20 protein-coding genes are annotated in these 19,680 nt (G+C 72.3%); 4 read left to right on the top strand and 16 right to left on the bottom strand.

Annotated features, from left to right (window positions below):
* Positions 1-45 precede the first annotated feature (45 nt).
* The 16 genes from dapB to rimP form a co-directional block, all read right to left on the bottom strand.
* Positions 46-798: a 4-hydroxy-tetrahydrodipicolinate reductase gene (gene dapB / locus ACGFIE_RS14985; protein WP_393294733.1), complete on the bottom strand. Its 753-nt coding sequence runs from the start codon at positions 796-798 to the stop codon at positions 46-48.
* Positions 799-895: 97 nt separating this feature from the next.
* A complete protein-coding gene (locus ACGFIE_RS14980) occupies positions 896-2,293 on the bottom strand; it encodes a M16 family metallopeptidase (RefSeq protein ID WP_393294731.1) in 1,398 nt (465 codons plus the stop codon).
* A 47-nt stretch (positions 2,294-2,340) separates the two neighbouring features.
* Entirely contained in the window at positions 2,341-4,737 is a 2,397-nt protein-coding gene (locus ACGFIE_RS14975) for a polyribonucleotide nucleotidyltransferase (RefSeq protein WP_393294729.1), read from the bottom strand.
* Positions 4,738-4,963: 226 nt separating this feature from the next.
* On the bottom strand, positions 4,964-5,233 hold the full coding sequence (gene rpsO, locus ACGFIE_RS14970; RefSeq protein WP_007456699.1) for a 30S ribosomal protein S15: 270 nt from the start codon (positions 5,231-5,233) through the stop codon (positions 4,964-4,966).
* Between the two features lie 190 nt (positions 5,234-5,423).
* A complete protein-coding gene (locus ACGFIE_RS14965) occupies positions 5,424-6,353 on the bottom strand; it encodes a bifunctional riboflavin kinase/FAD synthetase (RefSeq protein ID WP_393294727.1) in 930 nt (309 codons plus the stop codon).
* Between the two features lie 82 nt (positions 6,354-6,435).
* A complete protein-coding gene (gene truB / locus ACGFIE_RS14960) occupies positions 6,436-7,320 on the bottom strand; it encodes a tRNA pseudouridine(55) synthase TruB (RefSeq protein WP_393294725.1) in 885 nt (294 codons plus the stop codon).
* Positions 7,321-7,351: 31 nt separating this feature from the next.
* Positions 7,352-8,677, bottom strand: coding sequence for an MATE family efflux transporter (locus ACGFIE_RS14955; protein ID WP_393294723.1), 1,326 nt, complete (start codon positions 8,675-8,677; stop codon positions 7,352-7,354).
* Between the two features lie 465 nt (positions 8,678-9,142).
* Positions 9,143-9,352: a DUF6186 family protein gene (locus ACGFIE_RS14950; protein WP_393295630.1), complete on the bottom strand. Its 210-nt coding sequence runs from the start codon at positions 9,350-9,352 to the stop codon at positions 9,143-9,145.
* On the bottom strand, positions 9,352-9,759 hold the full coding sequence (locus ACGFIE_RS14945) for a hypothetical protein (protein ID WP_363688933.1): 408 nt from the start codon (positions 9,757-9,759) through the stop codon (positions 9,352-9,354). Before ACGFIE_RS14945 ends, ACGFIE_RS14950 begins: the two co-directional genes overlap by 1 nt.
* Positions 9,760-9,870: 111 nt before the next feature.
* Positions 9,871-10,929 carry a bifunctional oligoribonuclease/PAP phosphatase NrnA gene (locus ACGFIE_RS14940; protein WP_393294721.1) on the bottom strand — a complete coding sequence of 353 codons (1,059 nt, stop codon included), beginning with the start codon at positions 10,927-10,929 and terminating at the stop codon, positions 9,871-9,873.
* Positions 10,926-11,426, bottom strand: coding sequence for a 30S ribosome-binding factor RbfA (gene rbfA, locus ACGFIE_RS14935; protein WP_393294719.1), 501 nt, complete (start codon positions 11,424-11,426; stop codon positions 10,926-10,928). Before rbfA ends, ACGFIE_RS14940 begins: the two co-directional genes overlap by 4 nt.
* Positions 11,427-11,553: 127 nt before the next feature.
* Positions 11,554-11,850 (bottom strand): DUF503 domain-containing protein, encoded by a 297-nt coding sequence (locus ACGFIE_RS14930; RefSeq protein WP_393294717.1) that lies wholly within the window; start codon positions 11,848-11,850, stop codon positions 11,554-11,556.
* Between the two features lie 90 nt (positions 11,851-11,940).
* Entirely contained in the window at positions 11,941-14,955 is a 3,015-nt protein-coding gene (infB, locus tag ACGFIE_RS14925) for a translation initiation factor IF-2 (RefSeq protein WP_393294715.1), read from the bottom strand.
* 93 nt (positions 14,956-15,048) lie between these two features.
* Positions 15,049-15,381, bottom strand: a complete 333-nt coding sequence (locus tag ACGFIE_RS14920) for a YlxR family protein (RefSeq protein ID WP_393294713.1) — start codon at positions 15,379-15,381, stop codon at positions 15,049-15,051.
* Between the two features lie 16 nt (positions 15,382-15,397).
* Complete coding sequence (gene nusA, locus ACGFIE_RS14915; RefSeq protein ID WP_393294711.1) at positions 15,398-16,441, bottom strand: transcription termination factor NusA; 1,044 nt, start codon at positions 16,439-16,441, stop codon at positions 15,398-15,400.
* Positions 16,438-17,157: a ribosome maturation factor RimP gene (rimP, locus tag ACGFIE_RS14910; RefSeq protein ID WP_393294709.1), complete on the bottom strand. Its 720-nt coding sequence runs from the start codon at positions 17,155-17,157 to the stop codon at positions 16,438-16,440. The genes nusA and rimP overlap by 4 nt, the downstream gene beginning before the upstream one ends.
* Positions 17,158-17,311: 154 nt before the next feature.
* On the opposite strand from rimP, the gene ACGFIE_RS14905 reads away from it, so the two are divergent.
* From ACGFIE_RS14905 to ACGFIE_RS14890, 4 genes are read left to right on the top strand one after another with little or no spacing between them, the layout of a single operon-like run.
* Complete coding sequence (locus tag ACGFIE_RS14905; protein WP_393295627.1) at positions 17,312-17,839, top strand: hypothetical protein; 528 nt, start codon at positions 17,312-17,314, stop codon at positions 17,837-17,839.
* Positions 17,836-18,273 (top strand): ferritin-like domain-containing protein, encoded by a 438-nt coding sequence (locus ACGFIE_RS14900; RefSeq protein WP_363688915.1) that lies wholly within the window; start codon positions 17,836-17,838, stop codon positions 18,271-18,273. The genes ACGFIE_RS14905 and ACGFIE_RS14900 overlap by 4 nt, the downstream gene beginning before the upstream one ends.
* Positions 18,274-18,325: 52 nt before the next feature.
* On the top strand, positions 18,326-18,928 hold the full coding sequence (locus ACGFIE_RS14895; RefSeq protein WP_363688913.1) for a PadR family transcriptional regulator: 603 nt from the start codon (positions 18,326-18,328) through the stop codon (positions 18,926-18,928).
* The gene (locus tag ACGFIE_RS14890; RefSeq protein ID WP_363688911.1) at positions 18,925-19,659 is read left to right on the top strand and encodes an ABC transporter ATP-binding protein; all 735 of its coding nucleotides are present in this window, start codon (positions 18,925-18,927) and stop codon (positions 19,657-19,659) included. Before ACGFIE_RS14895 ends, ACGFIE_RS14890 begins: the two co-directional genes overlap by 4 nt.
* Positions 19,660-19,680 lie beyond the last annotated feature (21 nt).

The raw sequence follows: 19,680 nt of genomic DNA, 5'->3' as shown, positions 1-19,680 counted from the left end.
TCGGCGCGGACGGAAACTGTCCAAGATCTGCGGTGTGCATGAGAGTCAGTCGAGGAGGGGGTCCAGTCCTACCGTCAGGCCGGGACGGTTGCGCACCGCGCGGACGGCCAGCAGGACGCCCGGCATGAACGACACCCGGTCGTACGAGTCGTGCCGGATGGTAAGCGTCTCCCCGGTGCCGCCGAACAGCACCTCCTGATGGGCGACCAGACCGGTGGCGCGCACCGCGTGCACGCGTACCCCGTCGATCTCGGCGCCCCGCGCGCCCGGCACCTCGTCCTTGGTGGCGTCCGGGACCGGGCCGAGGCCTGCCTCGGCGCGGGCCCGGGCGATCTGCCGGGCGGTGTGGGTGGCGGTGCCGCTCGGGGCGTCCAGCTTGCGCGGGTGGTGCTGCTCGATGATCTCGACGGACTCGAAGTGTCGGGCGGCACGCGCGGCGAACTGCATCATCAGCACCGCGCCGATGCCGAAATTCGGGGCGATGACAACGCCCACCTCGGGCTTGTCGGCCAGCCAACCGCGCACCTGCTCCAGCCGCTGCTCGGTGAAGCCGGTCGTGCCGACCACAGCGCTGATGCCCTGCTCGATGCACCACTGGAGGTTGTCCATGACGACGTCCGGCGTGGTGAAGTCGACGACCACCTCGGCGGTGGAGACGGCGGAGCGGCTGTCGCCCTGGTCGATCGACGCCACCAGCTCAAGGTCGTCGGCGGCGTCGACCGCCTTGCAGACCTCGATGCCCATCCGACCCCGGGCACCGAACACGCCAACCCGGGTCTTCCCCTGCTCGTCAGTCACGGGGCACAACCTATCCCAATCGGGATGCGCTCTCCTCGCCGGAACCGGTCCGCTCCACCGGCCGGGACACGCCCCAGCCCGCGCGGACCACGGGCACTCAGGCGGAGAAGTCGCCCTCGCCGAACGGGCCGACGACAGCCAACGACATTGGCCGGCCGAGCAGCTCGGCGGCGAGAGTGTTCACGTCCGCGACGCTCACCTCGTCGACCCGGCGGAGCAGCTCGTCGACCGGCATCAGGTCGCCGTAGAGCAGCTCACCCTTGGCCAGCCTGCTCATCCGGGAACCGGTGTCCTCCAGGCCGAGCACGAACGAGCCCTTGCTCATCCCCTTGCCCCGGGCCACCTCGGCCTCGGTCAACCCGTCGGCGGCCACCCGGGCCAGCTCGGCGCGGGTCAGGGCCAGCACCTCGTCCACCTTGCCGGGCGCGCAGCCGGCGTAGACGGCGAACAGGCCGCTGTCGGCGTACTGGCTGGCGTAGGAGTAGACCGAGTACGCCAGGCCGCGCTGCTCGCGGATCTCCTGGAACAGGCGGCTGGACATGCCGCCGCCGAGGACGTTGTTGAGCACCCCGAGGGCGAAGCGCCTGTCGTCGGTGCGATCGATGCCCGGGCAGCCCAGCAGGACGTGCGCCTGCTCGGTCTCCTTCGGCTCGACAAGGGTGGCGGCCGGCTTGGTGCGTACCGCCGGGGTGGCCGCGCGGTGCGCGGCCGGCGCGGCCGGGTCGCTGTCCAGTGGCGTGCCGCGCACGGCCTGCCGGACCAGCTTGACCACCGCGGCGTGGTCGAGGTTACCGGCGGCGGCGATGACGATCTGCGGCGCGATGTAGCGGTTCCGGTAGAACGTCTGGATCTGCCTGCGGGTCATCGACGTGACGGTCTGCTCGGTGCCGGAGATCAGTCGACCCAGCGGGTGGTCACCGTAGACGGCCCGGGCGAAGAGATCGTGCACCTCGTCACCGGGTTCGTCGTCGTGCATGGCGATCTCCTCCAGGATCACGCCACGCTCGGTCTCCACGTCGGCCGGCTCCAGCAGCGAGTCGGCGACCAGGTCGCACATCACGTCGATCGCCAGCGGCAGGTCCTCGTCCAGCACGCGGGCGTAGTAGCAGGTGTATTCCTTCGTGGTGAAGGCGTTCGTCTCGCCACCCACCGCCTCGATCTGCGAGGAGATCTCCAGCGCGGTGCGCTTGTGGGTGCCCTTGAAGAGCAGGTGCTCCAGGAAGTGCGCGGCACCTGCCTGCGGACGGGTCTCGTCCCGCGAGCCCACCGCCACCCAGACGCCGAAGGACACGCTGCGCATCGCCGGGATCGCCTCGGTGAGCACGCGCAGGCCGCTGGGCAGCACGGTACGTCGTACCGTGCCGCCCAGCGGATCGTCGCTGAGCGTCCGGGTCACCGCGCGGGCGGCGCCGCCGGAGCGGCCCGCCCCGGTGTCCCGAGACGGAGCCACCCCCCGTCGATCCGGTGGAAACGGCGCACTGAAGGCCCGACTCACGTGTTGCTCCCGGTTCGACGAGGGGTGGGTGTAGCAGGTGCTGGTGGTCAGCTGTGCCGGGTCCGGCGGCGCGGACGCTCGCCGCCCTCGCCACCACCCTCGCCGCCGCCGTTGCCACCCTCGCCACCGGTGCCGCGCTCCGGACCACGCCCGCCCCGGTCGCCGCCACGCTCGCGGTCGCCCCGGTCACGCGGACCCCGGTCGCCCCGGTCCCGACCGGACGGACGGTCGCCGCCGGCCGCCTCACCGGCGGCCGGCGCCTCGGCGCCCTCCGGACGGACCTTGTCCAGGTAGATCTTGCCGCGGGCGTCGATGTCCGCGATCTCGACCTCGACCCGGTCACCGACGTTGAGGAAGTCCTCAACGCGCTCGACCCGCTTGCCGTCGCCCACCTTGGAGATGTGCAGCAGACCGTCGCGGCCCGGCAGCAGCGAGATGAACGCGCCGAACGCGGCGGTCTTGACCACCGTGCCCAGGAAGCGCTCGCCCTGCTTGGGCAGCGTCGGGTTGGCGATCCCGTTGATCCGGTCGACGGCCGCCTGGGCCGACGGGCCGTTGGTGGCGCCGACGTAGATCGTGCCGTCGTCCTCGATGGAGATCTCGGCGCCGGTCTCGTCCTGGATCGCGTTGATGGTCTGACCCTTCGGGCCGATCACCATGCCGATCTTGTCCACCGGGATCTTGACCGTGGTGACCCGCGGCGCGTAGTCGGACATCTCGGCCGGAGCCTCGATCGCCGCCTTCATGACACCGAGGATGACCTGTCGGGCCTCGTTGGCCTGCTGCAGCGCGGCAGCCAGCACGTCCGACGGGATGCCGTTGAGCTTGGTGTCGAGCTGCAGCGCGGTGACGAACTCCGGCGTGCCGGCGACCTTGAAGTCCATGTCACCGAACGCGTCCTCGGCACCGAGGATGTCGGTGAGCGTCACGTACTGGGTCTTGCCGTCCACCTCGTCGGAGATGAGCCCCATGGCGATGCCGGCGACCGGCGCCTTCAGCGGCACACCCGCGGAGAGCAGGCCCAGCGTCGAGGCGCAGACCGAACCCATCGAGGTGGAGCCGTTGGAGCCGAGCGCCTCGGAGACCTGCCGGATGGCGTACGGGAACTCCTCGCGCGACGGCAGCACCGGAATCAGCGCCCGCTCGGCGAGCGCGCCGTGGCCGATCTCGCGCCGCTTCGGCGAGCCGACCCGGCCGGTCTCACCAGTCGAGTACGGCGGGAAGTTGTAGTTGTGCATGTAGCGCTTGCGGTTCTCCGGGGACAGCGTGTCCACCATCTGCTCCATGCGGAGCATGTTCAGCGTGGTGACACCCAGGATCTGGGTCTCGCCGCGCTCGAACAGCGCCGAACCGTGCACCCGGGGCAGGACGCCGACCTCGGCGGTCAGCGGCCGGATGTCACGCGGGCCACGGCCGTCCATGCGGACCTGCTCGCGCAGCACGCGGTTGCGCACCTCGGACTTGGTGAGCGACCGGAAGGCTGCGCTGAGCTCCTTCTCGCGACCCTCGAACCGAGCGCCCAACTCCTCGGCGACCCGGGCCTTGACCCGGTCCAGGGCCTCCTCGCGGTCGGCCTTGCCGGCGATGGTGATCGCTTCGGCCACCTCGGTGCGGGCCAGCTCGGAGACGGCGTCGTAGACGTCGTCCTGGTAGTCCAGGAAGACCGGGAACTCGGTGACCGGCTTGGCGGCGACCTCGGCCAGCTCGCTCTGCGCGCGGCACAGCTCACGGATCGCCGGCTTGGCGGCCTCCAGGCCGCTGGCGACGATCTCCTCGGTCGGGGCGGTGGCGCCGGCCGAGATGAGGGTCACGGCGTTCGGGGTGGCCTCGGCCTCGACCATCATGATCGCGACGTCGCCGTCGTCGAGGGTGCGGCCGGCCACGACCATGTCGAAGGTGGCGCGAGCCAGCTCCTCCAGGGTCGGGAACGCGACCCACTGGCCGTCGATGTGGGCGACCCGGGTCGCGCCGATCGGGCCGGAGAACGGCAGACCGGACAGCTTCGTCGACATCGAGGCGGCGTTGATGGCCACCACGTCGTACGGGTGCTGCGGGTCGAGCGCCAGGATCGTCTCGACGACCTGGACCTCGTTGCGCAGGCCCTTGACGAAGGACGGGCGCAGCGGCCGGTCGATCAGGCGACAGGTGAGGATCGCGTCCTCGCTGGGCCGACCCTCACGGCGGAAGAACGAGCCGGGGATGCGGCCCGCGGCGTACATCCGCTCCTCGACGTCGACGGTCAGCGGGAAGAAGTCGAACTGCTCCTTCGGGTGCTTACCGGCGGTCGTGGCGGAGAGAACCACCGTCTCGCCCAGCTGGGCGATGACGGAACCGGCGGCCTGGCGAGCCAGCCGACCGGTGGAGAAGGTGATCTCGCGGGTGCCGAAGGACCCGTTGTCGATCACGGCGGTGCGGGATTCGGTGCCGAGTTTGGTCTCGGTCATGTGCTGTCGTGCTCCTTCGCGTCGTGGGCCCGCGACGTCGGGGAGCTGCTCAGCCGGCCGGTCTTCGATCGAAGCGCCCGGGTGGCCGGCGTACTGCCGGGTTCCCGGGGGCCACTACCGGAGACCGGTACGCTGACCGGCTCCCTCTCGGGTTGGTCGCGCGGCCCGTGTTCTTCAGGTGGGACGCCGATCGGGGGAGCAGCCGTACGGCCGCTCCCCCGTCACGTCACCGGCGCAGGCCGAGCCGCTCGATGAGCGTCCGGTAGCGGGCAATGTCCTTCTTCTGGACGTAGTTGAGCAGCCGACGGCGACGGCCGACCAGCAGCAGCAGCCCACGGCGGCTGTGGTGGTCGTGCTTGTGCACCTTCAGGTGCTCGGTCAGCTCGGCGATCCGCTTGGTGAGGACCGCGACCTGGACCTCCGGCGAACCGGTGTCGCCCTCGGCGGTCGCGTACTCCGCGCGGATGCTGGCCTTGGCTTCCTGGTCGAGCGCCATGTTCTCCCTGTTTCGATGGGTTGATCAAGTAGGTGTCCGTCGTCCCGATGGACCGGGAACGGACCGGTACCTCGCACCCGCGGCGTCGAGCAGGCACGCGAGGCCCCACGCCGGTCACCCGACGTCCCCGCAAGACTACCAGCACCCACGGGTAACACCCGGCCAAGGGCCTGCGCGGCCCATTGGATGATCAGCTCAGGGCGCTCCGGGTGCGTGCGACGTCCTGTTCGATCTGGGCGATCAACGGCTCGATCGAGTCGTAGCGGACCTGACCGCGTAGGTGCGCCACGAAGTCCAGGGCCAGCCGCTCACCGTAGAGGTCGCCGTCGAAGTCCAGCGCGTACGCCTCCACCCGCCGCTCCCGGCCGGAGAAGGTCGGGTTGGTGCCCACCGACACCGCGGACATCAGCGGCTCGGGCTGGCCACGGCGGATCAGCCGGGCGGCGTACACCCCGTCGGCGGGCACCGCCGCGTACCGGTGGCAGAGCAGGTTCGCGGTGGGGAACCCCAGCACCCGGCCACGCTGGTCACCGCGGACCACCACGCCCTCCACCCGGTGCGGGCGGCCCAGCGCGGCCGCCGCGGCGCCCACGTCGCCCGCGTCGACGCAGGAGCGGATGTACGTGGAGGAGAAGACGGTGCCGTCCCCGGCGACCAGCGGGGCGCCCTCCACCCCGAAGCCGAAGGTCTTGCCGAGCCGCTCCAGCAGCGCGACGTCGCCCGCCGCCCGGTGCCCGAAGCGGAAGTTGCCGCCGACCACCACGAGCGCCGCGTGCAGGTGCTCGACCAGGATGTCGTGCACGAACTGCTCGGGTGACAGCCGGGAGAACTCCGGGGTGAACGGCACCACGCAGAGCACGTCCACGCCGAGCGCCTCGATCAGTTCGGCCTTGCGAGCCGGCTCGGTGAGCACGGCCGGGTGCGAACCGGGACGGACCACCTCGGCCGGGTGCGGGTCGAACGTGACCACCACCGACTGCACGCCCAGCTCCCGTGCCCGGGCCACGGCGTGCCCGATGGTCGCCTGGTGCCCCTTGTGCACGCCGTCGAAGACGCCGATGGTGACGACCGAGCGCCCCCAGCCACCGGGCGCCGCGTCGTACCCCCGCCACCGCTGCATGCCGTTCCTCTCCTGCCTGCTGTCCCGCCGGTCGGCGGGTCGACACCGCCGGCGGCGAAGCCGGCGGACCTGCGTCCCGCCGTCAGGCGGGGGCAAGCACGATCTCCGCGCGGGCCCGCCCGTCCCGCTCGCTGACGATAGCGATCAGGCCGCCGGTCGGGCCGAAGACGGCGTACGGCCCGGCGATGCCGGCCGGATCCAGCGGACCGCCGTGGCCGAGCACCTTCGCCTCGTCGGGTGTCGCCTCCCGGCGCGGAAAGAACCGGTCGGCCGCCGTGTCCAGCGGCAGGTTGACCACGGCCGGCGCGCGCTGCTCCAGCTCGTCGAGCGTGGCCGCCTCGGCGAGGGTGAAGCCACCCACCGCGGTGCGGCGCAGCGCGGTGAGGTGCCCACCGACACCGAGGGCCAGGCCCGCGTCCCGGGCGATGGCCCGGATGTACGTCCCCGAGGAGCAGGTGACGTCCACGTCCACGTCCACCACGTCCGGCGCGGTGCGGCGGATCGCCAGCACCTCCAGCCGGGAGATGGTGACCCGCCGGGCCGGAAGCTCGACGCTCTCGCCGTCGCGCACCCGCTTGTACGCGCGCTGCCCGTCGATCTTGATGGCGCTGACCGCGCTCGGCACCTGGTCCACCTCGCCGCTCAACGCGCTCAACGCCGAGCGGATCGCGTCGTCGGTGACCTGACCGGCCGGGGTGCTGGCGATCACGTCGCCCTCGGCGTCGTCGGTGACGGTCGCCTGGCCGAGCCGGATGGTGCCGGTGTAGCTCTTGCCCGCGCCGATGACGTAGGTCAGCAGTCGGGTGGCCCGCCCCACACCGATCACCAGCACTCCGGTGGCCATCGGGTCGAGGGTGCCGCCGTGCCCGACCCGTCGGGTCTTCGCCAGTCGGCGGATCCGCGCCACCACGTCGTGCGACGTCATGCCGCCGGGCTTGTCGACCACGATCAGACCATCGGTGCTCACGTCGCCCAAGCCTGCCAGATGCGGGTGCCGGTCAGCGGACGGCCCCGACCACCGCCCAGCCGCCGTTGCGCAGCCGCAGCAGCAGCGCCACGAGGCGGATCGCCACGAAGAGGGTGAGCCCGGCCCAGATGCCGCCCAACCCCAGGTCGAGCCCGTACGCCAGCCAGATGGCCGGCAGGAAACCGCCGAGCGCCGCCACGATGGTGAGGTTGCGCAGGTAACGCACGTCACCGGCGCCGATCAGCACGCCGTCGAGCGCGAACACCACCCCGGCCAGTGGCTGCATGGCGACGAACCACGGCCAGGCGATCATGGCCTGCTCGCGTACCTGCTCGTCGGAGCTGAACCAGGACGGCACGACGCCGGCGCCGGCGGCGATGAGCAGCGCGAAGGCGACACCGCAGACGCCGCCGAGCAGACCGATCCGGCGGGCCAGCGCGCGGGCGTCCGCCGCGTCGCCGGCCCCGAGCGCCGCACCGACCAGGGACTGCGCGGCGATGGCGAGGGCATCGAGCACCAGTGCCGTGAAGAACCAGAGTTGCAGGGCGATCTGGTGCGCGCCGACGGCGGCGGCGCCGAAGCGGGCCGCGACGGCCGTCGCGGAGAGGAAGCTGGCCTGGAACGCCACGCCCCGGATCAGCAGGTCCCGGCTGAGCACGAGTTGCTGGCGGATCACCCGGGGTCGGGGCCGCAGCGACACCCGTTCGGCGACCAGCGCCGCGGCGAAGAGCACCCCGCAGAGCGTCTGCGCGACGACGTTCGCCACCGCCGAGCCGACCAGGCCGAGCCCGCCGGGATAGACCAGCAGCGGGCAGAGCAGCGCGGACAGCAGGTTGGGGCCGAGCACGAAGAACAACGGTCGGCGAGTGTCCTGCACACCGCGTAGCCAGCCGTTGCCGGCGGCAGCGAGCAGCAGGCCGGGGGCGCCGAGGGCCGCGATGCGCAGCCAGTGCGCGGCGGCGTCGGCCACGTCGCCGCCACCCCCGGCGAGGGTACGCGCGAGCGCGCCGCCGCCGAACTGCATGCCGACCGCGATCAGCAGACCGACGCCGAACGCCAGCCAGGACGACTGGACTCCCTCGGCCACCGCGGCTGCTCGCTCACCCGCTCCGAAGCGACGGGCCGCGCGCCCGGTGGTGCCGTACGCGACCACCGTGCCGACCCAGGCGGTGAGCGTCAGCACCGTCCCGCCGACGGCGAGCGCGGCGAGCGGCACCCGACCGAGGTGGCCGACCACCGCCGTGTCGACAAGCACGTAGAGCGGTTCGGCGGCGAGGACGACGAGGGCCGGTAGGGCGAGGCCGGCGATCCGCCGAGGCGAGGCGGATCGGTGGCTGGTGGTGGCGGTCTGGCTCATCGCCGCCGATCCTGGCACGGCGACGGTAAGGATCGCAATCCCGTCGAGGACTTACTCCACCGGTGGCGTCACCGCTGGGCGGGTCGGCTCACTGCGGGTCGGCTCACTGACGGGTGTCCATCGACGTCTGCAGCGCGCGGCGGGCCTGCTCGCGGGCGTCGTCGGTGACGGTCTCGGGCTTGGGCTTGTTCGGCATGGTGGCGCTCCTTCCAGGGTGCGAGCCACCGGCACGCGGCGGCCCTCACGGGCGGTCGTGCTGAGCGCCCCACGGCGGTCCGGGGTTACCGGAGCAGCCGGTCGGGCAGCGTGAGCCCGGGTCGGTCCGACCCTGGAGGGAGGCAGCGCGAGGTGTGGCACCACCGCCCACGACCTGCGCCACGACGTGGCGCGGGCCACTTCCCAAGTTATCGTTCAGGTCCACATGCTGCTTCCCGTTCCCGCCATTTGGACGGTCGGGCACCCGCCTCAACGGGCCAGGAAGTGCCACCCCAGCCACCACCAGAACCCGAACAGACCGATCCTGCCCACGGGCACCCAACCCACCTCGTAGCGCATCACGTACGCGCAGACCTCGCCCAACGTCGGGATGCGGGAACCCTCCCGGCGGGCCAGCCACTCGACCCCGGCGAACAGGACCAGCGCGGTGAGGAAACCGCCGATCGCGAGTGCCCGCATCATCGCCGTACCAACCCCCAGAACGCGGCCAGCCAGGCGAACCAGGCCGCCGACCGGGTCAGATGATCCTCCAGCAGGGGGTCGGCCAGCCGGGAGAAGGTGGGGAAGTCGTCGCCCACCGCCAGCACGAAGGTCGCACCCTCGAAGACCCCGAAGACCACCACCGGCAGCGCCCACCACGCGGCTCCCGCGCCCAGTCGGCGCGGCGCGGGGCGTCGGGGCACCCGGTTGCTCAGACCGAGCCAGATCAACACGCCGCCGGTGCCCAGCGTGTAGAGATTCGCCTCGGTGGAGAAGGACGCGAACCGGCCACCGACGAGGGACAGGCAGAGGAGAACCGGAACGGAGACGGCGGGCCGGTCCCAGGCTCGGGGGGCCTCCACGGTGAGATCGTGCGGCTGCTCCATCCCGCAATTCTTCCCGTTCTCACCGAGCGCGGGAAGACCGACACTCCCCGGAGCTGACCCTGAACTTCGCGCCGGTCGGCGCCGCAGGTAAGCCGGGCGGCCCGCAGGCGGTCAGGCGTCGCCGGTGAGCAGCGCCCCGGCCAGCTCGCCGCGGATGGCCTCGACGACCTGCTCGGCCGTCCCCCGGCCGGTGAACCCGGCCGCGAACGTGTGGCCGCCCCCGCCCAGCGCCACCGCCACGAGGCTGACGTTCACCGCGCCCTTGCTCCGCATCGACACGGCCCACTCGTCGGAGGCGGTCTGCTTCAACACGCAGCTCACGTCCGCCTCAGCGGTGCAGCGTACCGAGTCGATGAGCGCCTCCAGCACGTACGGGCGCTGGTCGTGGCGGGCCAGGTCGTCGAGGGTGGCGAAGGTCCACACCAGCCCTCGACCGTCGGCGGCGGCCGGCTCCAGCCGGGCACGGCCGAGCACCTCCCCGAAGAGGCGGACCGCGCCGAAGGGTCGGGTGTCGAACACCCGCCGGGAGATGTCGCCGGGCGAGATGCCGGTGGCCAGCAGTCGGGCCGCCAGCTGGTGCACCGCCGGAGTGGTGGCCTCGAACCGGAACGAGCCGGTGTCCGTGGTCAGGGCCACGTACAGGCACTCGGCGATGGCCCGATCCAGTGGTACGCCCAGTCGCGCCAACAACCGCTCGGCCACCACCGACGTGGCGGCGGCCCGCGGGTCGACCAGGTTGACGGTGCCGAAGCCCGGGTTCGAGGCGTGGTGGTCGAGCACCAGGGCGGCAGGCGCCGCCGACAACCGACCGGCCAGTTCACCGAGGCGCGACTCGCTGGCCGCGTCGAAGCAGATCACCAGATCCGGAGCCGGGTCGGCGGCGCTCGCCGGGACCAGCAGCTCCAGGCCGGGCAGCCCGCGGAACGGGTCGGGCACCTCCGGCGGCCCGGGAAAGGTCGCTTGCAGCCGGTGCAGGCCGAACTGGCGCAGGCCCAGAGCGAAGCCGAGCATGCTGCCCAGCGCGTCGCCGTCCGGGTTGACGTGACAGATCAACAGCACCCGGCTGGTCGACGGGAGGGCGCGAATCAGCGCCTCCGCCGCGACCCAGTCCGCCTCGGCCGGGCCGGCGTCGACCGCCGCGGCGAGTTGGGCACCGGCGGCGGCCGTCACCGCGCTGCCCCACCCCTGGGGTTCTCCGTGACGTCGGCGGCCACATCGGCGTCGTCGGTCTCGTCGTCGTCGGTCTCGTCCTCGTCGACCCGGTACGGCTGCGCCTCGCCCGCGTACTCCGCTCGGGCGGCGAGCCGCTGCACCTCGGCGTCGGCGTTGCGGGCGGCGGCGAGCAGATCGTCGATGTGCTTGACCTGGTCCTGCACGTCGTCCAGGACGAAGGCGAGCGTCGGCGAGTGCCGCAGCCCGAGGGCCTTGCCGACAGTGCTGCGCAGCAGGCCCTTGGCGCTCTCCAGAGCCGCCGCGGTGTCCGCCTGGGCCACCGCGTCGCCGAGCACCGTGTAGAAGACCGTCGCTTCCCGCAGATCGGCGGTGATCCGGGCGTCGGTGATGGTGATCATGCCGAGCCGCGGGTCCTTGATCTGGCTCCGCACCACCGACGCGACCAGCTCACGCACCCGTTCCGCGTGCCGGCGTACCTTGGCCGGATCAGACATCTCGCCACCTCCACGGCGTCCCGCTCCCGGCCGACCCGGCGACCCGGGGGCCGCCGGCCGACCGGCCAACATCTCGAACACTACCTGCGCGGCGGCACCGGTCGCCCGGCACCGCCGGCACCCTGGGTCAGTCGTCGTTCCCGCCGTACAGCCGGCGCCGGACCGACAACAACTCGACCTCGGGGCGCGCGGCCACCAGGTGCTCGCAGGAGTCGAGCACCTCACGAACGTGCGCCGCCTCGGCGGCCACCACGGCCACCGCCAGCTCCGCTCGACCGTGCAGGTCGAGCGCACCCACCTCGGCGGCCGAAACCTCGAAGCGGCGCAGCGCCGCCACGATCGGCCGTACATATGATCTCTTGGCTTTGAGCGACCGGGAGTCACCCGGCAGCAGCAGGTCGAAGACCGCGGTTCCGGTAAACATCGCCCCGGACGATACCGCCAACCCACCTCGCATGATCAAGGGGTTTACGCCGGTCGGCGTAAACCCCTTGATCAGCGTGTCACTGCCGGATCAGGCGCGAGCCTTCTCCCGCATCTCGAAGGTCTCGATGACGTCGCCGACCTGGACGTTGTTGTAACCACCCAGGGTCAGACCACACTCGAAGCCCTCGCGGACCTCGGTGGCGTCGTCCTTGAACCGCTTGAGCGAGGTGATCGTGAGGTTGTCCGCCACGACCGCCCCGTCCCGCAGCAGCCGAGCCTTCGCGTTGCGTCGGATGATGCCCGACCGGACGATACAACCGGAGATGTTGCCGATCTTGGACGAGCGGAAGACGTCGCGGATCTCCGCGCTGCCCAGCTCGACCTCCTCGTACTCCGGCTTGAGCAGGCCCTTGAGCGCTGCCTCGATCTCCTCGATGGCCTGGTAGATGATCGTGTAGTACCGAATCTCCACGCCCTCGCGGTCGGCCATCTCGCGGACCTTGTTCGAGGCCCGCACGTTGAAGCCGATGATCGTGACCGGCTCCGACGACGCACTCGCGAGCATGACGTTGCTCTCGGTGATCGCGCCGACGCCCCGGTCGAGGACCTTGAGCTGAACTTCCTCGGGGATGTCGAGGTTGAACAGCGCGTCCTCCAGAGCCTCCACCGAACCGGAGACATCGCCCTTGAGGATGAGGTTGAGCGAGGTCTTCTCGCCCTCCTTGAGCTGCTCCATGAGCGTCTCGAGGGTGGCCCGACCGCGGGAGTTGGCGAAGGACGCCGCCCGCCGCCGTGCCTGCCGCTGCTCGGCGATCTGCCGCACCGTACGGTCGTCCGCCGCGGCGAGGAACGTGTCGCCCGCGCCGGGCGGCGCGGTCAGACCCAGCACCATGACCGGACGCGCCGGACCAGCCTCGGTGAGCTGGTTGCCGTTCTCGTCGAGCATGGCCCGGACCCGGCCGTGCGCCCCACCGGCGACGATCGAGTCGCCCGCCCGCAGGGTGCCCTTCTGCACCAGCACCGTCGCCACCGCACCGCGACCCTTGTCCAGGTGCGCCTCGATGGCCACACCCTGCGCCGGCCCGTCGATCGGAGCGGTCAGCTCCAGCGACGCGTCGGCGGTCAGCAGGACAGCCTCGAGCAGTTCCTCGATGCCGATGCCCGGCTTCGCGGCCACGTTGACGAACATGGTGTCGCCGCCGTACTCCTCGGCGACCAGGCCGTACTCGGTCAGCTGCTGGCGGACCTTGTCCGGGTTGGCCTCCGGCTTGTCGACCTTGTTGACCGCGACCACGATCGGCACGTCAGCCGCCTTGGCGTGGTTCAACGCCTCGATGGTCTGCGGCATCACGCCGTCGTCGGCCGCGACGACCAGGATCACGACGTCCGTCACCTGGGCACCACGAGCACGCATGGCGGTGAACGCCTCGTGACCCGGGGTGTCGATGAACGTGACCGCGCGGTCCTCGCCCTCGTGCGGGACGTGCACCTGGTAGGCACCGATGTGCTGGGTGATGCCACCCGCCTCACCAGCCACGACGTTCGCCTTACGAATGGCGTCGAGCAGCTTGGTCTTACCGTGGTCGACGTGACCCATGACGGTCACGACCGGCGCACGACTGACCAGACGCTCCGCGGCCACCTCCGCGTCGAGGTCGATGTTGAACTGCGCGAGCAGCTCGCGGTCCTCGTCCTCCGGGCTGACGATCTGCACCTCGAAGCCGAGGTGCTCACCCAGCAGCTGCAGGGTGTCGTCAGAGCAGGACTGGGTCGCGGTGACCATCTCGCCCAGGTTGAACATCTCCTGGACCAGCGAACCCGGGTTGGCGTTGATCTTGTCGGCGAAGTCCGACAGCGAGGCGCCACGGGAGAGCCGGACGACCTGACCCTGACCCCGGGGAGCACCCGAGCTCATGGTCGGAGCCGACAGGTTGTCGAACTCCTGTCTGCGCTGCTTCTTGGACTTGCGGCCACGCGTCGGCCGGCCACCCGGACGCCCGAAGGCACCCGCGGCGCCACCGCCACGGCCACGACCACCGGCACCCGGACGACCGCCGCCACCGGAGGGAGCACCCGGACGGAAACCGCCACCGGGAGCACCGCCACCGCCGCCGGGACCGCCACGGTAGCCACCGCCACCGCCGGCACCCGCGCCGCCACCGGGGCCGCCGCGGTAACCGCCGCCACCACCGGCGCCGCCGCCGGGACCACCACGGAAGCCGCCGCCACCGCCACCGGGACGACCTGCGCCACCACCGGGACGGCCTGCGCCACCCGGGCCGGGACGACCGGCAGCCGGACGCTGACTCGGCATGGACGCCGGGCTGGGCCGCGGCGGCATGGAGTTCGGGCTCGGCCGCGGCGGCATGCCCGCCGGGCTGTTGGGCCGGGGGCCACCCGCACCCGCGGCCGGCGGCCGCTGCTGCTGGCCACCCTGGATACCGAACGGGTTGTTACCGGCGCCGCGCGCCGGCGGACGACCGCCCGGTCGGGCACCGGGACCCGGCGCCGGCGTGCTCGGCCGAGCGGCCGGCGAACCGGGACGGGGCGGCATCGCTGCCGGACCCGGCCGAGGACCGGGGCGGTTGCCGTCGGCCGGAGGCTCCCGGCGAACGGGGTTGTCACGCTGCTGCTGACGGGCGGCCTGCGCGGCCTTGACCGCGGCCTCCTGCTCAGCCTTCAGCGCGGCGGCACGCGCCTCCGCGGCCGCCACCTCGATGTCGTGGGCACTCGCCGGCTTGGCGACCGGGGCCGCCGACTGCGGCGCACCGGGCACCGGACCCTTGGGCTTCGGACCGGGTGCCGGCGCGGCCGGCCGCCGAGGCGGCATCGGCTTCGCCGAGACCCGGGGGGCGCCCGGGGTCGGGGTTGGTGTCGGGGTCGGCGTCGAAGCCGCCATCGGCGCGGGCGCCGACGGCGCGGCCGGCGCCGGAGCACCGGAGGACGCGACGAATGCGTTCCGCAGCCGTCGGGCGACGGGCGCCTCGACGGTGCTGGACGCGGACTTGACGAACTCGCCCATTTCCTTCAGCTTGGCGAGAACGGTCTTACTCTCGACCCCGAGCTCTTTTGCAAGCTCGTGTACGCGGGCCTTGCCTGCCACTGCACTCCTCACTCCGAGGTCGTGCGGGCAGCACCCGCAGCGACCTCACTCGTGCACTTGAAGCCTGGTCATTTCAGGGACTTCATCGTGTGCTCATGTCGGTCGTCCTACCCTGCTAGCGACCCTCGCCCGGTCGGGATGACCGGACGTAGTGGTTGGCGCATCGACGTGCTCTGCCAGCACACCGTGGTCGAGGACCTCGGTGATGCGCAACGCTCGCCCGAAGGCTCGGCGCCGCACCGCCAGCGCGAAGCAGGCCGGATCCGGGTGCATGTTCGCTCCCCGACCCGGCAGCCTGCGGCGCGGATCAGGCCGGAGGCTGTGACCAGCCTCGTCTCCGATCGCGACGACCCGCAGCAATTCGCTGGCCGGCGCACGTTGCCGGCAACCCACACAGGTGCGTTCCGGCGTTGTGCGTCGTACCACTGGAGGAAGTCTACCCCTAGCTGCCCGAGATCGCTCCGCCCGGCTCCCGCACAGGCTCTGCCGCGCCGCGCGCGGCCGGTGCGGTCTGCTCCGCGTCGGACCGGATGTCGATCCGCCAACCGGTCAACCGGGCAGCGAGCCGGGCATTCTGCCCCTCGCGCCCGATGGCGAGCGAGAGCTGGAAATCCGGGACGGTCACCCGGGCGGCCCGACCGGCCAGGTCGACCACCTCGACGCGCAGCGCCTTGGCCGGCGACAACGCGTTGCCGACGAAGGTGCCCGGGTCGTCCGACCAGTCGATGATGTCGATCTTTTCACCGTGCAGCTCGCTCATCACGGCCCGCACCCGCTGACCCATCGGGCCGATGCAGGCGCCCTTGGCGTTCACGCCGGGAGTGGTGGAGCGGACGGCGATCTTCGTACGGTGACCTGCCTCACGGGCGATCGCGCCGATCTCCACCGTGCCGTCGGCGATCTCCGGGACCTCCAGCGCGAACAGCTTCTTGACCAGCGCCGGATGCGACCGGGACAGGGTGATCTGCGGCCCGCGCATGCCCTTGGCCACGTGCACCACCACGCAGCGGATCCGCTCGCCGTGCGCGTACCGCTCGCCGGGCACCTGCTCGGACTGCGGCAGCACGCCCTCCAGCTTGCCGAGGTCGACGCTGACGATGCCCTTCTCGGTACGGGTCTCGTGCGCCTGCACCACGCCGGTGACCAGGTCACCCTCGCGGCCCACGTACTCGCCGAAGTGCACCTCGTCGGTGGCCTCCCGCAGACGCTGGAGGATCACCTGCTTGGCGGTCATGGCGGCGATCCGGCCGAAGTCGTGCGGCGTGTCGTCCCACTCGCGCACCAGGGAACCGTCGTCGTCCATCTCCTGCGCGTACACCAGGGCCGCGCCGGACTTGCGGTCGATCTCCACCCGGGCGTGCGGCTCGGCGCCGTCGGTGTGCCGGTAGGCGGTCAGCAACGCGGTCTCGATCGCCGCGAGAATCGTGTCGAACGGGATCTCCCGCTCGCGCTCGAGTGCGCGCAGCGCCGCGAGGTCGATGTTCACCTCTCCTCGTCCTCCACATCATCTTCGTCGTCGATGTCGTCTGAATCGTCGTGCTCGTCGGTGTCGTCCGCGTCGTCGAACTCGTCCGGCTCACCCAGCTCGGCGAGGCGGGTGAACTCGACCTGCACCCGGCCCGGGCCCAGTTGGTCGTACGTCCACAGGGTCTGACCGTCGTCGGTCTCCAGCCGGACGCCCTCGTCGTCGGCCCCGACCACCCGGCCGGTCAGCTGGCGGTCCCCGGAGGGCTGCTCGCCGCGCTGGCCCGGCAGCGCGGCCGCGCCCCGGACGGTGACCTTTACCAACCGGCCCACGTTGCGCCGCCAGTGCCGGGGCAGGGTGAGCGGCCGGTCCACACCCGGTGAGCTGACCTCGAGCTGGTATTCCCCGGCGAGAATGTCGCCGTCGGTCTCCTCGGCGGCGTCCAGGGCGTTGGAGACCGCGCGGGAGACGTCGGCGACGGCGTCCAGGTCGATCCCGCCGTCGCGGTCCACGATCACCCGCACCACGTGCCGGCGGCCGGCACGGGAGACCGACAGGTCCTCCAGGTCGTAGCCCACGCCGTTGACCACCGGCTCGATCACGCCCCGTAGCCGGGTACGCCGTGCCGCGAGATCACCGCCGCCGCCACGCGGACCGGCGCCGTCGCGCGGAGCGCGGGAACTCGCGCCGTCGCGGGGTCGACCCGTCGACCTGGTGGCACGGCCACGCTGCGTCATCTGCGCACCCTTTCCCTGGTCGACCGGGACGCTCGTCCCGCCATGCCGGCACGCCACCGGGGCGGACGCGCCGGTGGCTGCGCAGAGCGTAACGCGCCTGCCCGTCGGCGGGCCGGGCGGCGCACCGACGGCGGTGGCCCCCGGACCGGCGCGGATGGTGTTCACTTGCCCGGTGGGGATCGGCAGAACGACACCGCGTGACCAGGTATCCGGGCATACCCGGCGAAAGCTCCTACGCACCGGAGCGCTGCTGGCGCTCGGCGGTGCGGCGGCGCCGCTGACCGGCTGTGATCTTTTCGACCGCGACGTCGAGCCGGCGCCACCGCCGGACCCGCTGCGCCCGATGCTCGACGAGGCGCTGGGCCTGGCAGCCGCGTACCGGACGAACGCCACCGCCCACCCGGAGCTGGCCGAACGCCTCGGGCCCATCGCCGAGACACACACCGCGCACGCCACCGAACTCGCCCGGGTCATCGGCGTCGCTCTCCCGTCCGCACCCGCCGCCGACCCGAGCGCCACCGCGGCGACCGAGCCGGCCGGCGCGCTCGCCGCCCTGCGCGCGCGGGAAAAGACCGCACAGCGGTCCGCCACCGCCGCCTGCGCCGCCGCGCCCGCCGAGCGGGCGGCGCTGCTCGGGTCGATCGCCGCCGCGCGGGCCACCCATCAGGAGGCACTCAAGTGAGGCAGCCGACCGCCGGGGAGGCGCTCGCCGCCGTCCTCTCCGCCGAGTACGCGGCCATCTACGCCTACGGGCGCATCGGCGTCCGACTCACCGGGGCGGCGCGCGAATCCGCACACCAGGCGGAGGCCGCGCACCGACGCCGGCGCGACGCGTTGGTGGTGCAGCTCAGCACCACGGGAGGCACCGTTCCGCCGGGCCGGGCCGGGTACGCGCTGCCGTTTCCCGTCACCGACCGGGCGAGCGCGTTGCGGCTGGCCGTCGAGGTGGAGGAGCGCACCGCGGCGCACTGGCGGGCCGCGCTGGCATCCACCACCGGCCCCGATCGCGACCAGGCGCTGGCCGCCCTTGTCGAGTACGCCGTGCGGGCCACCCGGTGGCGCAAGACCGCCGGGGTGACACCGCCGACTGTCGCATTTCCCGGCCGCCCGAGCTGAACCGCTCAGCAGCGGTTGCGGAGCGCATACCAGGTATGCATACTCCGTTGCCATGTCCATCCGTCACGGGCTGCTCGCCCTCCTCGAGCGCGGCCAGATGTACGGCTACCAGCTGCGCGCCGCATTCGAGGAGTCGACCGGCTCGACCTGGCCGCTGAACATCGGGCAGGTCTACACCACGCTGTCCCGCCTGGAACGGGACGGTCTGGTGCGCCCGCTGCCGGAGAGCGAGGCCGGCCAGCGCCCGTACGAGATCACCGACGCCGGCCGGGCGGACCTCGCGCTGTGGTTCGCCACCCCGATCAGCCGGGCCGACCGGCCCCGCGACGAGCTGGCGATCAAACTGGCCCTGGCGCTCACCACCCCCGGCGTGGACGTCCGCTCGGTGGTGCAGGCACAGCGCAGCGCGACCATGCGTACGTTGCAGGAGTTGACCCGGTTGAAGTACGGCAGCGATCGCCCGGAGGACCTGCCGTGGCGGCTGGTGCTGGACTCGATGGTGTTCCAGGCCGAGGCCGAGGTGCGGTGGCTCGACCACTGCGAGAGCAGTCTGGTCCGGCATCAGCCCAACGGGCCGATGCCGACCCCGCCCCGGCCGCCCACCGGTGGGGCCTCCGACGTCGCGCGGTGGGCCGACGAGGAGGCGCGACGGTGAGCGGACCGGACGACGCGGTGCTGGAGCTGCGCGCCGTCCACCGCACCCACGGGGCCGGTCCGGCGGTGGTGCACGCGCTGCGCGGTGTCAGCCTGGTCGTCCGGCCGGGCGAGCTGGTCGCCGTGATGGGCCCGTCCGGCTCGGGCAAGTCGACCCTGCTGGCCCTCGCCGGCGGGCTGGACCGCCCGACCCGCGGTGACGTCCGGGTCGAGGGCCAACCGCTCGGGGCGCTGGATCGCCGCGGGCTTGCCCAGCTGCGCCGCCGCCGCATCGGTTACATCTTCCAGCAGCTCAACCTGCTGGGCAGCCTGAGCGCGGTGGAGAACGTGGCGCTCCCGCTGGAGCTCGACGGTGTCGGTGGCCGGCGGGCCCGTGCGGCGGCACTGGCCGCGCTGACCGAGGTGGGCCTGCCGGCGCTGGGCGACCGCTTCCCGGACCAGCTCTCCGGTGGTCAGCAGCAGCGGGTGGCGATCGCCCGCGCGCTTGTCGGCGAGCGGCGGCTGGTGCTCGCCGACGAACCCACCGGCGCGCTGGACTCGCAGACCGGCGAGGCCGTGCTGCACCTGCTGCGCCGCCGGGTCGACGCGGGGGCCGCCGGCATTCTCGTCACCCACGAGGCGCGGTACGCGGGCTGGGCCGATCGGGTGGTGTTCCTTCGCGACGGGGTGCTTGTCGACACGACGGCTCCGCTGGGCAGCGTCGAGCAGCTGCTGTCCGGAAGCGACCGTTGACCCTCCTTCGGACGTTGCGGG

The organism is Micromonospora sp. NPDC049275, from assembly GCF_043197115.1.
Classification (GTDB): domain Bacteria; phylum Actinomycetota; class Actinomycetes; order Mycobacteriales; family Micromonosporaceae; genus Micromonospora.
This window is presented reverse-complemented; position numbering and strand designations above follow the sequence as displayed.